This is a genomic window from Alishewanella aestuarii B11 (assembly GCF_000280055.1).
Taxonomy (GTDB): Bacteria; Pseudomonadota; Gammaproteobacteria; order Enterobacterales; family Alteromonadaceae; genus Alishewanella; species Alishewanella aestuarii.
In genome coordinates, this window is record NZ_ALAB01000004.1 from 22,217 (window position 1) to 35,404 (window position 13,188).

18 protein-coding genes are annotated in these 13,188 nt (G+C 51.4%); 1 reads left to right on the forward strand and 17 read right to left on the reverse strand.

Going from position 1 to position 13,188, the window contains the following annotated elements; all coding sequences use genetic code 11:
• Positions 1-8 precede the first annotated feature (8 nt).
• On the forward strand, positions 9-395 hold the full coding sequence (locus tag AEST_RS02600; protein ID WP_008606850.1) for a Na+/H+ antiporter subunit G: 387 nt from the start codon (positions 9-11) through the stop codon (positions 393-395).
• 24 nt (positions 396-419) lie between these two features.
• Here AEST_RS02600 and mnhG read toward each other — a convergent pair whose 3' ends face one another.
• The 17 genes from mnhG to AEST_RS02685 all read right to left on the reverse strand — a co-directional run bounded on the left by mnhG (position 420) and on the right by AEST_RS02685 (position 13,178).
• On the reverse strand, positions 420-803 hold the full coding sequence (gene mnhG / locus AEST_RS02605; RefSeq protein ID WP_008606851.1) for a monovalent cation/H(+) antiporter subunit G: 384 nt from the start codon (positions 801-803) through the stop codon (positions 420-422).
• The gene (locus AEST_RS02610) at positions 793-1,077 is read right to left on the reverse strand and encodes an MrpF/PhaF family protein (protein ID WP_008606852.1); all 285 of its coding nucleotides are present in this window, start codon (positions 1,075-1,077) and stop codon (positions 793-795) included. Before AEST_RS02610 ends, mnhG begins: the two co-directional genes overlap by 11 nt.
• On the reverse strand, positions 1,074-1,547 hold the full coding sequence (locus tag AEST_RS02615; protein WP_008606853.1) for a Na+/H+ antiporter subunit E: 474 nt from the start codon (positions 1,545-1,547) through the stop codon (positions 1,074-1,076). The genes AEST_RS02610 and AEST_RS02615 overlap by 4 nt, the downstream gene beginning before the upstream one ends.
• Entirely contained in the window at positions 1,544-3,043 is a 1,500-nt protein-coding gene (locus AEST_RS02620; RefSeq protein WP_008606854.1) for a Na+/H+ antiporter subunit D, read from the reverse strand. Before AEST_RS02620 ends, AEST_RS02615 begins: the two co-directional genes overlap by 4 nt.
• On the reverse strand, positions 3,043-3,387 hold the full coding sequence (locus tag AEST_RS02625) for a Na+/H+ antiporter subunit C (protein ID WP_008606855.1): 345 nt from the start codon (positions 3,385-3,387) through the stop codon (positions 3,043-3,045). The genes AEST_RS02620 and AEST_RS02625 overlap by 1 nt, the downstream gene beginning before the upstream one ends.
• Positions 3,387-3,824 (reverse strand): Na+/H+ antiporter subunit B, encoded by a 438-nt coding sequence (locus tag AEST_RS02630; protein WP_008606856.1) that lies wholly within the window; start codon positions 3,822-3,824, stop codon positions 3,387-3,389. Before AEST_RS02630 ends, AEST_RS02625 begins: the two co-directional genes overlap by 1 nt.
• Positions 3,824-6,181 carry a putative monovalent cation/H+ antiporter subunit A gene (locus tag AEST_RS02635; protein ID WP_008606857.1) on the reverse strand — a complete coding sequence of 786 codons (2,358 nt, stop codon included), beginning with the start codon at positions 6,179-6,181 and terminating at the stop codon, positions 3,824-3,826. Before AEST_RS02635 ends, AEST_RS02630 begins: the two co-directional genes overlap by 1 nt.
• A 175-nt stretch (positions 6,182-6,356) precedes the next feature.
• Entirely contained in the window at positions 6,357-6,635 is a 279-nt protein-coding gene (locus AEST_RS02640; protein ID WP_008606858.1) for an HPr family phosphocarrier protein, read from the reverse strand.
• Positions 6,625-7,482: an RNase adapter RapZ gene (gene rapZ / locus AEST_RS02645; protein ID WP_008606859.1), complete on the reverse strand. Its 858-nt coding sequence runs from the start codon at positions 7,480-7,482 to the stop codon at positions 6,625-6,627. Before rapZ ends, AEST_RS02640 begins: the two co-directional genes overlap by 11 nt.
• The gene (gene ptsN / locus AEST_RS02650) at positions 7,479-7,952 is read right to left on the reverse strand and encodes a PTS IIA-like nitrogen regulatory protein PtsN (protein WP_008606860.1); all 474 of its coding nucleotides are present in this window, start codon (positions 7,950-7,952) and stop codon (positions 7,479-7,481) included. Before ptsN ends, rapZ begins: the two co-directional genes overlap by 4 nt.
• Positions 7,953-7,954: 2 nt before the next feature.
• A complete protein-coding gene (hpf, locus tag AEST_RS02655) occupies positions 7,955-8,242 on the reverse strand; it encodes a ribosome hibernation promoting factor (protein WP_008606862.1) in 288 nt (95 codons plus the stop codon).
• Positions 8,243-8,267: 25 nt separating this feature from the next.
• Complete coding sequence (locus AEST_RS02660; protein WP_039924953.1) at positions 8,268-9,785, reverse strand: RNA polymerase factor sigma-54; 1,518 nt, start codon at positions 9,783-9,785, stop codon at positions 8,268-8,270.
• Between the two features lie 115 nt (positions 9,786-9,900).
• Positions 9,901-10,623, reverse strand: coding sequence for an LPS export ABC transporter ATP-binding protein (lptB, locus tag AEST_RS02665; RefSeq protein ID WP_008606865.1), 723 nt, complete (start codon positions 10,621-10,623; stop codon positions 9,901-9,903).
• Complete coding sequence (gene lptA / locus AEST_RS02670) at positions 10,620-11,111, reverse strand: lipopolysaccharide transport periplasmic protein LptA (protein WP_008606866.1); 492 nt, start codon at positions 11,109-11,111, stop codon at positions 10,620-10,622. The genes lptB and lptA overlap by 4 nt, the downstream gene beginning before the upstream one ends.
• Entirely contained in the window at positions 11,101-11,655 is a 555-nt protein-coding gene (gene lptC / locus AEST_RS02675; protein ID WP_008606867.1) for an LPS export ABC transporter periplasmic protein LptC, read from the reverse strand. Before lptC ends, lptA begins: the two co-directional genes overlap by 11 nt.
• The gene (gene kdsC, locus AEST_RS02680; protein ID WP_008606868.1) at positions 11,652-12,206 is read right to left on the reverse strand and encodes a 3-deoxy-manno-octulosonate-8-phosphatase KdsC; all 555 of its coding nucleotides are present in this window, start codon (positions 12,204-12,206) and stop codon (positions 11,652-11,654) included. The genes lptC and kdsC overlap by 4 nt, the downstream gene beginning before the upstream one ends.
• Positions 12,207-13,178: a KpsF/GutQ family sugar-phosphate isomerase gene (locus AEST_RS02685; RefSeq protein ID WP_008606869.1), complete on the reverse strand. Its 972-nt coding sequence runs from the start codon at positions 13,176-13,178 to the stop codon at positions 12,207-12,209.
• Positions 13,179-13,188: the final 10 nt, after the last annotated feature.

Genomic DNA, 13,188 nt, shown 5'->3' on the forward strand with positions numbered 1-13,188 from the left:
GAGGAAGCATGAACCATTGGCTTGAGTGGGCTGTTGCCTTCTTTTTATTACTCGGCGGCAGCTTTGTGTTGATTGGCTCTATTGGTCTGGTACGGATGCCGGATTTCTTTACCCGCTTGCACGGCCCAACTAAGGCCACGACCCTTGGCATGGGAGGGATCTTATTGGGCTCGATTTTCTATTTCAGTATGTCACCGGAAACGCTGAGCGTGCATGAAATGCTGATCACCATCTTTTTACTGATCACAGCGCCGGTCAGTGCTCATATGTTGATTAAAACGGCACTGCACCACCGTTTAAAAGCGGTGGAACATACCCAGGGCGAACAGGAATTAAAACGCGGCCAGGCGTTTGCCAGTAAAGAGGGCAATAGAAGTGAAACGCCGGATGATTAATGATTAATCCGGCGTTAGCCTAACTTAACTCTTCTGCTCGGTGTCCGACGCTTCCTGACTGCGAAGCGTATGGCTTTGCTCATCATAACAGCCTTGCAGCTCGTCTTTTAAGGTTTTCTCCCACAGTGGCACACCGATAAAGTAGCCGGCGCGGCCTATAGTATGGGCGGCAATCGGCGAGGTGAGGGTGGTAAAAGCCATCACCGCTAGCGCCTTTAAGGTGACACTGCTTTCACCGAAGAACAGCATCACGGCACACATAATTAAACCGGCACCCAAGACCCCGGATTTGGTGGTGGCGTGCATTCGGGTCAGCAGGTCTGGCATCCGGAACACGCCGAGTGCGGCTACCAGCATAAACAGGCAACCGGCCAATAAGAAAATGGCGGCAAGTAGTTCACTGATCATGGCGTTGACCTCCTCGTTCCAGATAACGGGCAAACCCAATGGCGGTTAAAAAGGCGGTAAGCGCCAGCACCATGGTGACATCAATATAGGCGTCTTTACCACTACGGATGGCATAAAGACCGATAACACCGACGGTGATAGAGGCGATCAGTTCCAGTGCCACGACCCGGTCCGGCAGGCTCGGGCCACGTAGCAGCCTTACCATGGCTAACAGTAAGGCTAACCCCAGAATGACAAAGCCGGCCAGCACGGCATAATCCAAAATGCTATTCATCGCATCACCCTTAAAATTTTTGCTTCCATCCGTTTTAGCTCAGACATCACCTGTTGCTCATCGTACAGGTACATTACATGCACATAGAGCACCTTGCGATCGGTTGACACGTCCAGACTCAGTGACCCTGGTGTTAACGTGATGGCATTGGCCACCATGGTAATTTCCATATCGGTTTCTGCCCGAAGCGGCATCGCGATAACGCCGGGTTTCATCAAATTGGTCGGTGTCAGCACGTCCCAGGCCACCTTCAGGTTGGCCATAATCAGTTCTTTGGTAAAGAACAGCATAAAATTCAGTAAACGTGGTACCTGTAACCTGTATTTACGCACCTCTGGCTGACCGCGAAAAACGAAGATCAACACCAGATAAGACACGATAAAGCCGACCAGCAAGCCGACACCACTCATGGTATCGGTCAGGGCGGCCCAGATCAGGGCCATTACCAGATTGGCTAATAATGGATTCATTTCGCGCCTCCCAACACAGCCTCAATATAGCGCTGCGGCTCCAGTAACTGCTGCGCGGCGGTTTCGGCCAGCACATAGATTGGCTGGGCAAAGATACCAATGGCCACTGTCATCGCCGCCAGCAGACCGGTGGTCCAGTACAGGGCAGTATTGCGGTACGGTGCCGGCACTTCAATTGCTGGCTCTGGCGCTTTCTTCCAGAACGCCTCATTCCAGATCTTGATCATTGAGAACAAGGTAAAGAGACCAACAAACAGCGCTATGGCCACCGCCCACCAGGCTTGTGCTTCGACACCGGCTTTAATCAGAATAAACTTGGCGAAAAAGCCGGAGAGCGGCGGCACCCCGGCCAGAGAAAACGCCGGGATCATAAAGAGTAGCGCCAGTCCAGGGTGTTTCTTATAAAGTCCACCCAGCTGCTTTAATTCAAAACTGCCACCCAGCCGGTACATCATACCGGCGACAAAGAACAGGTTCGCCTTCACGATAATATGGTGCATGATATAGAACACCCCGCCAATCAGTGCCAGCGGCGTAAAGAGCGCCAGGCCAAGCATCATATAACCAATCTGGCTGATAATATGGAAACTGAGGATGCGGCGCACTTCATACTGCGATGCTGCTCCCAGCACCCCGGTTAGCATGGTAAAGACCGCCATCCACAGCAGGATCTGATGCGTAAAGTCGACTTCGCCGGTAAACATCAGCGTAAATACCCGGTACAGCGCATAAACTCCGACCTTGGTGAGCAGGCCGGCAAACACCGCTGACACGGCAACCTGAGGCGTGTGATAAGAGGCCGGCAACCAGAAAAACAGCGGGAAGGCCGCCGCCTTGATCGAGAAAGCGATCAAAAACAGCATTGCCACCAGCGTTACCATTTTCGGATCTTCAACCTGCTGCAACCGTACTGCGATATCCGCCATATTCAGCGAGCCGACCAGACCATACAACAGGCCGATCGCGGTCAGGAACAGAGCAGAGGACAACAGGTTGAGCGTCACATATTTGATGGCGCCTTCCATTTGTGCCCGCTCGCCGCCCTGGATCAGCAGTGCAAAAGAGGCCACCAGCAAGACTTCAAACCAGACGTAGAGGTTGAAAATATCGCCGGTTAAAAAGGCACCGTTCACGCCGGCCAGCAGCAGGTGTAACAGCGGGTAGTAGCCAAAGCGCTCAAAGCGCTTACGCACCGTTTTCAGGCTGTAAACTGCGGTGGCGAAGCCGGTAATGGCGGCCAGCAACACCATAATGGCACCCAGTAAATCCGACACCAGCACTATGCCAAAGGGCGCTGGCCAGGAACCCACCTCCAGCACCTTAATGCCGTTAAGCCAGGTTTGCCAAATCAGTACTATCGCCGCGACCAGCACTGCAGCTGTGCCCAGTACGCCCAGAATACGCTGTACACCATGGTTATTAAGCGCCACCAACGACAGGGCGCCGATAATCAGCGGAATAATCACCGGTAACGCAATCAGAACTGACATATCCATTAGTCGGTCCCTTTCATTTCGTTCATATCGTCGGTACGGATCACCTCATAGGCACGGTGCAGCAATACCACGGCAAAAGCCAGTACACCGAAACCAATAACGATAGCGGTGAGAATTAACGCTTGTGCTAATGGGTCAGCCGAGCCACCGACCACTGTTTCTGCACCTTTAGCAATCAGTGGCGGCACGCCACGTTCCAGGCCAGCGACGGTGAAAATTAGCAAGTTTGCCGCGTTCGACAATAAGATCAGACCGATTAACAGCTTTACCATTGAGCGGCGCAGCATCATATAAATGGCGGCGGCATAGAGGCAGCCAATCAGAATAGCCATCAGGGTGGTCATTAGTGTTCAGCCTCCACCAGAGTAAAGATAACGGTAAGCACAGTACCAATCACGCCAAGAAAAACACCGATATCGAAGATCAGCGGCGTGCTGAGTTTTAAATCACCAAAAATTGGCAGTGGCAGTGTCCACCATTGAGCAGTAAAGAAGTTATCGCCTACCAACAACGAGGGCAGTGAAGATAAAGCTGCCAAAGCCAGGCCAATGCCAACCAGTTGCAGCGGATGCACCCTGAGCAGGGCTTTGGCAGAGGGGTAATCATCGGCAAATAATTTTAAGGCGATAGCTGCTGCGGCCACCAGACCACCAATAAAGCCACCGCCGGGTTCATTGTGACCGCGTAACAGCAAGAACAAAGAAAACAATAACAATAGCGGCAATATAATAGTGGTGCCGGTGCTCAGGATCAGTGAGCGCATATTAAACTGACGGCTCATTACAGCTCTCCTTTAACAGATTGTTGCCGCTTTTGCTCGGCGGTCAACCTTTTATCGGCATTAGTTACCGGCTTGGCGCCGGTTCGCAGGTGTACCATGGCATAGACCCCGATCGCCACCAGCGCTAATACGAAAATCTCGCCCAGCGTATCCAGGGCCCGGAAATCAACCAGGATCACGTTAACCACATTGCGGCCATAGCCTTCGGGGACGCTTTTCTCCAGAAAGTATCCGGCTATCCCTTCCATGGAGCGGGAGGCGGTAACCAGCAAAATCAACAGGGTAATAACGGTGCCACTGGCAATTGCGATCAGGGCGTCGCGGGCACGGTGGGCGGTGGAAGATAGGCGACGGAATTCGGGTAACCGGTACAGTACCAACACCAGCAGCAACACAGTGATGGTTTCGACCAACACCTGGGTAATACCGACATCGACCGCGCTAAAGAACACATAAATCAGCGCCACCGCAAAACCCAGAGCGCCAAGCAGCGCCACCACGCCAAGGAAAGAATTCAGTACCACAGCGCTGATAATGGTGGTTAGCAAGACCAGAAAAATCACGGCTTCCTGCACCCGGACATCGCTAAATTGCCAGTTTAGCTCAAAGTGCTCCAGCCTTAGCATCGCCCAGCCGACCAACAGTACCACTGTCGCCATCGTCGTCAGCAGATAATTGCGTAAATAACCGTTCTGTAGCACCCGGGTTTGCCAGGCGGCAAAGCTGACCAGCGCTGCCATCAGTTTGTTGTAGCCGGCTTCCGGCCCGGCTTTACTCAGCGTCTCCACCACGGCGGTAAGTTTGCGCCACGGCTGCCAGAAGCGGAATAGTAATAAACCCAACACCAGACTGCCAAGGCTAAGCATTAATGGCAGGTTAATGCCATGCCACAGTGCCAGATAACCGCTAATAGGTTGGCCATAGACCGCGGTTGCTGCCGCATTTAATAAATACTGGTCCGGCAGCATCGGTAACAGACCGAAAATTAAGCCAAGCGTAGCGAGTACGGCGGGCCCGGCTAACATTTGCCAGCCCGGATCATGCGCCGGCTTAGGTGTCGGTAACGCCTGACCAAACCAGGGTTTAATCGCCAACAGCGCAGCAACCAGCACCACAAAGATATTCGCCAGTACCGTAGCGGCGGTTAGTCCCAACTGCCACTGCGAGCCGCTTAACACTGCCTCCAGCAGCAGCTCTTTACCGACAAAACCAAATAGCGGGATCACTCCGGCCAGAGACAGAGCCGCCACTACCGCAACCAGGGTAGTGCGCGGCATCAGCTTACGTAAGCCGGATGCTTTCTCAAAGTCCTTAATGCCGGCTTCATGGTCGAGAATACCGGCAATCATAAACAGTGCCCCTTTATACAGCGCATGCGCCAATAAGAAGGTGACTGCGGCCAGCGCCGCCTTTTCGGTACCTAACCCCAGTAACATGGTGAGGGTACCCAGCGCCATCACAGTGGAATAGGCCAACACTTTTTTGATGCCGGTGGCGCGGCTGGCCAGGAAAATACCGGTCAGCATAGTGAGTGCTCCCACTGCACTTAAGGTCAGCAACCAGACTTCACTGCCTCCCAGGCTGGGTTGCAGGCGCGCCAGCAGATAAACCCCGGCCTTTACCATAGTTGCAGAGTGTAAGTAAGCACTTACCGGTGTCGGCGCTGCCATCGCATTCGGTAGCCAGAAATGAAAAGGTGTTTGCGCTGATTTGGTAAAGGCTCCCAGCAGGATCAGGATCAGCATCGGTAGATAGAGGCTGTGACCGGTCAAATCCTGTTGCAGCACATCACTCAGTTGATAGCTGCCCGCGGCCATACCCAGCATAATCAGCCCTGTCATCAGCGCCAAACCACCCAGCACTGTTACCATCAACCCCTGATGGGCTTTTTGGCGTGACTCGCTATCTTCGTGATTAAAGCCAATCAGCATAAAGGAGCTGACGGTGGTCAGTTCCCAGAACACAAATAAGGTGATCAGATTATCGGATAATACCAGGCCGAGCATGGCGCCCATAAAGCTGAGCAAGAATAAAAAAAAGCGCCCCAGTGCCGGATGCCCTTGCAGATATTGGCCGGCATAGCAGAGGATAAAGGTGCCGATACCGGTGATCAGTAAGGCAAAGAGTAACGACAAGCCATCCAGCATAAAGCTGAGCTGAATACCCAGCCCCGGAAACCATGGCCAGCTTTGCAGCAGCGGCTGCCCCTGGCTGACGGCACTGAGTTGGCTGGCGAAATAGATAAATAGCGTAGCGGGTAACAACGCTAGCACCAGACCAGTATGTTTACCGAGCAGTCGATACAGATGTGGCGCGATACAGGCGAGCAAAAAGATCGAGAGGACCACATTTAACATAAGCTACTCCTGTTTAGATAGCCTGAAATTGCGGTTGATACGCACCCCGGCGTGGCGCGGATTGCTGTTTAAGAGTAGTTCAAGCTACTAATTTTCAATTAAAAAAACTGAACAAGGCAGTAAAGGTAGCAGATTTAGAGGAGGGAATAAAGAAAAACCGGCCGAAATCGCCGGTTCAGAGCTCGTCAAAGCCGGCGTCTATTAACGCCACTATCGCCTCTAGCGCTGCTGCAGCATCAGGCCCTTCAGTGGTAACAGTCAGGGTTTTGCCCTTGCTACTGGCCAGCATCAGCAGTGCCAGCACACTACCGGCATCGGCGGTTTTACCGTCATCCTGCATCAGTTCAACCTTAGCCGAAAATTTCTGGCACAGTTGTACCAACTTAGTGGCAGCCCTGGCATGTAACCCCAGCTGATTGATGATGGTAACCTGTTGACTGAGTTTAGCGGCCATGATGACGTTTTAACTCCCGGTGCCGGATTTGCACATCATCACGTTGACTGCGATAGCTTTCCGCCAGACTTTCCGCGATATAAACCGAACGGTGTTGGCCACCGGTGCAACCGATAGCGATCGTCAGGTAGCTGCGGCTATTACGCTCCAGATGCGGCAACCAACTGCTGATAAAGCTGTTAATTTGCCAGATATATTTACCTACTATGGCTTCTGCCGCCAGATAGTCCTTTACTGGCTGATCCAGACCCGTCAGGGGCTTTAACTCTGGTTCCCAATGCGGATTGGGCAGAAAACGGGCATCAAACACAAAGTCGGCATCCTTGGGAATGCCATATTTAAAGCCAAAGGACTCAAACAGGATCACCAGGCGACCGGTTTTCTGGCCAAGGATCCGTTCACGCAATACTTCTGCCAGTTGGTGTACGTTAAGGTCAGTGGTATCAATATAGAGATCGGCGCGGCTGGCAATAGGATCTAACAGTTGCTGTTCGCGGGAGATCGCTTCATCCAGTGACATCGCCTGGTGAGATAGCGGATGTAAACGCCGGGTTTCGCTAAAGCGTTTAATCAGGGTAGTGTGGTCCGCATCCAGATACAGGATAGTCAGTTCCAGCTTACGCGGCAGGTAAGACAGGATCTCCGCCAGCTCTTCCGGTTCATTCGGCAGATTACGTACGTCAATACTGACGGCAACCCGCTCATACTGACCCATCACCGCATTAGCGAGAGTCGGTAATAAATTAACCGGAATATTGTCGACGCAGTAGTAGCCCAAATCTTCCATTACTCTCAGCGCCACCGATTTTCCTGAACCTGAGCGGCCACTGACTACCAGCAGTTTCATTTTTCACCCGTTTGTTGGCTATAGTCCATTAATAACTGATACAGCTCCTGATCAGAACTGGCATGTCGGATCTTTTTGGTCAGATCTTTTTGAGTCAGCAGTTTTGCAATACCAGAAAGTGTAGTTAAGTGAGCCTGACACTGATCTTTCGGGATCAGGATGGCACAAAAAATATCGACGCCCTGGTTATCGATAGCGTCAAAGGGGATCGGATCCTGGCTTACCACAAATATCAGGATCGGTGAGGTAACGCAGTCCAGCTTGCCATGGGGAATGGCAATACCACCACCAATACCGGTTGAACCCAACTTTTCCCGGGTCATCAGGGCTTCCAGAATGCTGTACTCAGACATCTCTGGCAGCTGTTGATGAGCCAGTTCGGCAATATATTCGAGGATCCGTTTTTTGCTGTTAAAAAGAACTGCACTCTTGGTGCAGTTCTTCTCCAGCATAGCGCTTAAATTTATCATGGTTAGTGTCGCGACAACTTTTCTTTGTGTTTAATGACTTGCCGGTCCAGTTTATCAATTAACTGGTCAATTGCAGCATACATATTTTCATCTTCTGACACCGCAAAGACTTCACCGCCATTTAAATGTACTTTGGCTTCAGCGATTTGCTTCAGTTTTTCCACGTTCAGAATAACATGCACGTTATTGATATTCTCGAAATGACGCTCCAGCTTGGAAAATTTACTGTCTACATATTCTCTCAGAGAGTCGGTAATTTCTACATGACGGCCAGTTAAGTTGATTTGCATAGACTCTTCCTTCTTGTTAAGACACTTACAGCAAGGTCTTTCGTTGATTAGATGGCGCAATAAACAGCGATTCACGGTACTTGGCGATGGTACGCCTTGCGACATTGATCCCCTGTTCGGATAAGATTTCTGCCATCTTACTGTCACTCAGTGGCTTAGCCGGGTTCTCTGCTGCCACCAATTTCTTAATAAAGGCACGGATGGCGGTAGATGAACATTCACCACCACTCTCTGTACTAACATGACTGGAGAAGAAGAATTTAAGTTCAAAAATTCCGCGCGGCGTATGCATATACTTTTGGGTAGTAACCCGGGAAATTGTTGACTCATGCATACTTACCATTTCTGCCACATCATTTAATACCATGGGTTTCATGGCCTCTTCGCCATGCTCAAAAAAGGCTTGTTGCTGTTGCACGATACAGTTGGCGACCTTTAGCAAGGTTTCGTTGCGGCTTTCCAGACTTTTCAAAAACCATTTCGCCTCCTGCAGATGTGAGCGGATAAACTGGCTGTCGGCACTGCTTCTGACCGTTCTGGACAGCGCAGCATACTGCTGGTTGATTTTCACTTTGGGCATGGCATCCGGATTCAGCTCCACCTGCCAACGACCTTTAACCTTGGTAACCACTACATCAGGAATCACATATTGCTGTTCCTGCCTGATCACATCGGCGCCGGGGCGCGGGTTCAGGCTGTGGATCAGGCGCATCACTTCTTTTAACTCATCTTCTTTGAGTTTAGTCACCCGCATCAAAGAACGAAAGTCCCGGTTAGCTAAAAAGTCGGTATATTCGCTGATTATTTGTTTTGCATCATTTAAATAGGGGGTGGCAGGATCAAACTGCCGTAGCTGGATCAGCAAGCACTCTTTCACTGAGCGGGCCGCCACACCGACAGGGTCAAACAATTGGATCCGTTTTAATACAGCCTCGACTTCATCGGCTTCGACATCCGGCAGCTGCAGTGAGGCTAAGATATCTTCCACATCTATGGTCAGTAAACCGGCTTCATCGACGGCTTCAATAATGACTTCGGCAATGGCGCGGTCTGTCTCAGAAAAAGGGGTAAGGTCCATTTGCCAACGCAAATAATCCTGCAAGGTTTCAGTGGTTTCGCCCTGATATACCAGATCCTCGTCTGGCAGAGCGCCATTGCTGACCGGGGCGGCACTGACTAAATCGTCCCAGTTATTGTCCAGTGGTAAGTCTTCCTGGATATTCTGCTCGGCCATTGCCTCGCTGGTATCGCGCTCACTAACGTCATTAAATTCCGGATAATCGTCATTACCAGCCTGGTAGTCTTCACTGTCAGACGTTGACCCGCTGCTTTCTTCACGGTTGATATTCGACAGGCTCAGGTCGGTCTCGGGCGTGCCCGGTTCGAAGTCGTCGTCGGGCTCAAGCAAGGGGTTGGCATCCAGCGCTTCCTGAATTTCCTGCTGCAGCTCAATGGTGGAAAGCTGCAATAAGCGGATCGCTTGCTGCAGCTGCGGCGTCATTGTTAGCTGTTGACCGAGGCGAAGTTGTAAAGACGGCTTCATGTAAGTCTGATTCTCTCCTGAGTATATCCCCTCCATCCTGGAAGTGGCTGCGGTCTGTGCCGCCTTATTGCGCCTTCCGTGTCAGCGGGTGGAGGACTTGACGCTGATTGCCCTACTATAGCCTGAATTGCTCACCCAGGTATACATCGCGGACCTGTTGATTCGCTAACACATCCTGCGGCGAGCCGGCGGCAATTAATTCACCATGACTGACAATATAGGCTATTTCGCAGACATCGAGGGTTTCCCGCACATTATGGTCAGTGATCAGTACCCCGATGCCGCGCTGGCATAGGTGCTGAATAATTTTTTTAATATCCAGCACCGAAATCGGGTCCACGCCGGCAAAGGGCTCATCCAGCAAAATAAAAGCCGGATCTGCGGCCAGGGCGCGTGCGATCTCTACCCGCCGCCGCTCACCACCAGACAGCGCCATGCCAAGACTATTCTTAATATGCCCGATATGAAATTCTTCCAGCAAGTCATCGGCGATTTCTTCCCGTTGCTGCCGGTTAAGTTCCTTTCGGGTTTCCAGAATTGCCAGCAAATTGTCGTATACCGTCAATTTGCGGAAAATCGAACTTTCCTGCGGTAAATAACCAATACCCGCCCTGGCCCGCTGATGAATAGGGGCGAAGGTGATATCTTGCTCGTTTAACGTGATCTGACCTTTATCGGATGGCACCAGACCAACAATCATATAAAAAGTGGTGGTTTTGCCGGCACCATTGGGTCCCAACAAGCCAACGATCTGACCTGCTTTGACTTCCAGACTGACATCTTTTACCACCTGCCGGCCTTTATAGCTTTTGGCCAGATGTGAAACCACTAACTTCATTGATTTTCCTTGGTTTCCGGCGTGAAAATGGTGGTTACCCGCCGGTTTTGTTCACTGCCGGCCGTTAACTGTTGTAACTCGATGTTATAACGAATCACATCACCACGCACCAGAGAACCGCTTTGGGTAAGCTCGGCATCCGCAGTCAGCGTCAGGGTCCGGCTGGCCAAATCGTAGCGGATCTCATTCGCCTGAGCCGTTACCGGCCGGTCGCCTTCCAGTAATTGGGAATAGGTAGCCGGACGACCGGTAAAAATAAACACCTCATTACCTTTACCGGCACTGGCATTGATCTCCAGCTTATCGGCTTTGATTAGCAAGGAGCCTTGGGTGACTTCGACATTGTTGACGTAAACCGCGATATTATCGCGAATGGACGCCTCAGTATTATCTGCGTTAATCGCAATCGGCAAAGTATGATCTGGCTTCGTCGCTGCCAGAGCTTGCGAACTAAAAAATACTGCAGCGATTAATAACTTAGTTTTCATTGGCGTATACCGTTTCCAGATGTTTTTGCAGCACTAAATGTTGTGCCGTGAGGTCGGCCTGCAGGCCGATGCCCAGAATATAAAAGCCTGGTCCGCTAAGCCGCACCCGCTCATGCGTTTGCAGCGTTTTTTCTGGCAACAGCATTTGTAATGAGGCTGTTTCAACCTGTTCAATAAACTCGCCAGGCAGCAAATTTCTGAGCAGGACTTGCTGTTCCAGAATAATTTTATCTTCCGGAAACCAAATACCTTGCTGACTGCTGATTTCCCAAGCGGCTTGATGTTCATCGTTAAACAGGGTGTAGCGCGGCAATTCAAACTGCGTAAAACCCAGTTGCTCGAAATGTTCCAGCCGTTTGGCTTGCAGATGATCCGCAATATAGCCCTGCTGGTCATAAACACGCAAGGTCAGGTTTTCCGCAATATAATCGGGCAGGAATTCGCGGTCGGCCTGACGATCGGTATCGCCGCCTTGCGGCGCAAACCATAAGTAGGCCGCAAGCAGTACCAGGGCAGTGACACTTAATACGAAAAACTTTCTCATGTGCTGCTACCATCAAATTGCAGAAAGCGCTGCTGTGCAATCAGTAACAAATCACACAGTTCCCGTACCGCGCCATAGCCACCGGGTAAACTGGTGCAAAGGTGCGCCTGTTGTTGCAGATAGGGATGGGCATCCCGCACAGCGACAGCCAGGCCACAGTGCTGCATTACCTGCCAGTCGGCCAGATCATCACCTATATAGGCAACCTGATCTGGCTGAAGTTGCAACAGTGCCAGAATTTCCGCAAAGGCGGCCATTTTATTTTCCTGGCCCTGATAGATGTACTGTACAGTCAGCGCCTTCATGCGCTGTTCTACAATAGCTGAACGCCGGCCGGTGATGACCGCCACCTCAATACCGGCCTGGCGCAATGCTTTGATGCCATAGCCATCGCGGGTGTGAAACGCTTTTAACTCTTCGCCGGCGTTGCCAAGATAGATCCTGCCATCCGAGAATACGCCATCCACATCACATATTAATAGGCGGATTTGACGGGCCAGGTTTGCTTGCTGGTCACTGAGTGGTTGATAAAGTTGCTGATACAGCTCCATTTATAGCACCCCGGCTTTTAATAAATCATGCATATTTAAGGCGCCCACCGGCTGGCGCTGCTCATCGACTACGATCAAGCCGTTAATCTTCTTTTGCTGCATAATGTTCAGTGCTTCTGCCGCTAACATATCGGCTTTGGCAGTAATGCAATTCGCCGTCATAACCTGTTCAATGGCTACGGTATGGATATCCAGGCGTTGGTCCAGAATACGTCGCAAATCACCATCCGTGAAAATACCGGCCAAACTGCCATCGGGATTGACGATAGTGGTCATCCCCAGGCCTTTCTTTGATATCTCCAGTAAGGCGTCTTTAATACTGGCTTGCCGGGCAACGATAGGGACCTGCTCGCCCTGATGCATAATATCTGACAGGCGCAGCAACAGCTTGCGGCCGAGACTTCCACCGGGGTGTGACAGCGCGAAATCATCAGCAGAAAAGCCTCTGGCATCCAGCACCGCGACGGCAATGGCATCACCCATAGCAAGGGTGGCGGTAGTACTGGCGGTTGGTGCTAAACCCAGTGGGCAGGCTTCCTGTGCTACAGCGACACAGATATGCACATCGGCAACTTGTGCCAGAGTAGAGTCAGGTTTACCGGTCATCGCAATCAGCGGAATACCCAGGCGTTTGATCACCGGTACTATGGTCAAGACTTCCGCTGTTTCGCCGGAGTTTGAAATGGCAATCATAATATCACCGGCTGAAAGCATGCCCAGATCGCCATGGCTGGCTTCTCCGGGATGGACAAAAAACGCCGGCGTACCGGTCGAAGCCAGAGTCGCTGCGATCTTATTGGCAATATGACCTGACTTACCAATACCACTGACAATGACCTTGCCGCTGGCGTCCAGAATCAGCTGGCAGGCACGTTCAAAGTGCTGATCAAGGTATTGTTCCAGTTGCTGCACCGCCTGAGCTTCTATTCGCAGTACTTGCAGTGCCTGATCACGAAAAGTCTGAGAGGCCATAGTTCCTGTC

Bases quoted from the DNA above. Each gene is read 5' to 3' on its own strand.
- AEST_RS02630 (WP_008606856.1), bottom strand. From the start codon at position 3,824: ATGAGCCGTCAGTTTAATATGCGCTCACTGATCCTGAGCACCGGCACC.
- AEST_RS02660 (WP_039924953.1), bottom strand. From the start codon at position 9,785: ATGAAGCCGTCTTTACAACTTCGCCTCGGTCAACAGCTAACAATGACG.
- kdsC (WP_008606868.1), bottom strand. From the start codon at position 12,206: ATGGAGCTGTATCAGCAACTTTATCAACCACTCAGTGACCAGCAAGCA.
- ptsN (WP_008606860.1), bottom strand. From the start codon at position 7,952: ATGATAAATTTAAGCGCTATGCTGGAGAAGAACTGCACCAAGAGTGCA.
- AEST_RS02615 (WP_008606853.1), bottom strand. From the start codon at position 1,547: ATGAATCCATTATTAGCCAATCTGGTAATGGCCCTGATCTGGGCCGCC.
- hpf (WP_008606862.1), bottom strand. From the start codon at position 8,242: ATGCAAATCAACTTAACTGGCCGTCATGTAGAAATTACCGACTCTCTG.
- AEST_RS02635 (WP_008606857.1), bottom strand. From the start codon at position 6,181: ATGTTAAATGTGGTCCTCTCGATCTTTTTGCTCGCCTGTATCGCGCCA.
- lptB (WP_008606865.1), bottom strand. From the start codon at position 10,623: ATGAAGTTAGTGGTTTCACATCTGGCCAAAAGCTATAAAGGCCGGCAG.
- rapZ (WP_008606859.1), bottom strand. From the start codon at position 7,482: ATGAAACTGCTGGTAGTCAGTGGCCGCTCAGGTTCAGGAAAATCGGTG.
- lptC (WP_008606867.1), bottom strand. From the start codon at position 11,655: ATGAGAAAGTTTTTCGTATTAAGTGTCACTGCCCTGGTACTGCTTGCG.
- AEST_RS02610 (WP_008606852.1), bottom strand. From the start codon at position 1,077: ATGAATAGCATTTTGGATTATGCCGTGCTGGCCGGCTTTGTCATTCTG.
- AEST_RS02620 (WP_008606854.1), bottom strand. From the start codon at position 3,043: ATGGATATGTCAGTTCTGATTGCGTTACCGGTGATTATTCCGCTGATT.
- AEST_RS02625 (WP_008606855.1), bottom strand. From the start codon at position 3,387: ATGACCACCCTGATGGCTATTCTGATTGGCTGCCTCTATGCCGCCGCC.
- AEST_RS02600 (WP_008606850.1), top strand. From the start codon at position 9: ATGAACCATTGGCTTGAGTGGGCTGTTGCCTTCTTTTTATTACTCGGC.
- AEST_RS02640 (WP_008606858.1), bottom strand. From the start codon at position 6,635: ATGGCCGCTAAACTCAGTCAACAGGTTACCATCATCAATCAGCTGGGG.
- lptA (WP_008606866.1), bottom strand. From the start codon at position 11,111: ATGAAAACTAAGTTATTAATCGCTGCAGTATTTTTTAGTTCGCAAGCT.
- AEST_RS02685 (WP_008606869.1), bottom strand. From the start codon at position 13,178: ATGGCCTCTCAGACTTTTCGTGATCAGGCACTGCAAGTACTGCGAATA.
- mnhG (WP_008606851.1), bottom strand. From the start codon at position 803: ATGATCAGTGAACTACTTGCCGCCATTTTCTTATTGGCCGGTTGCCTG.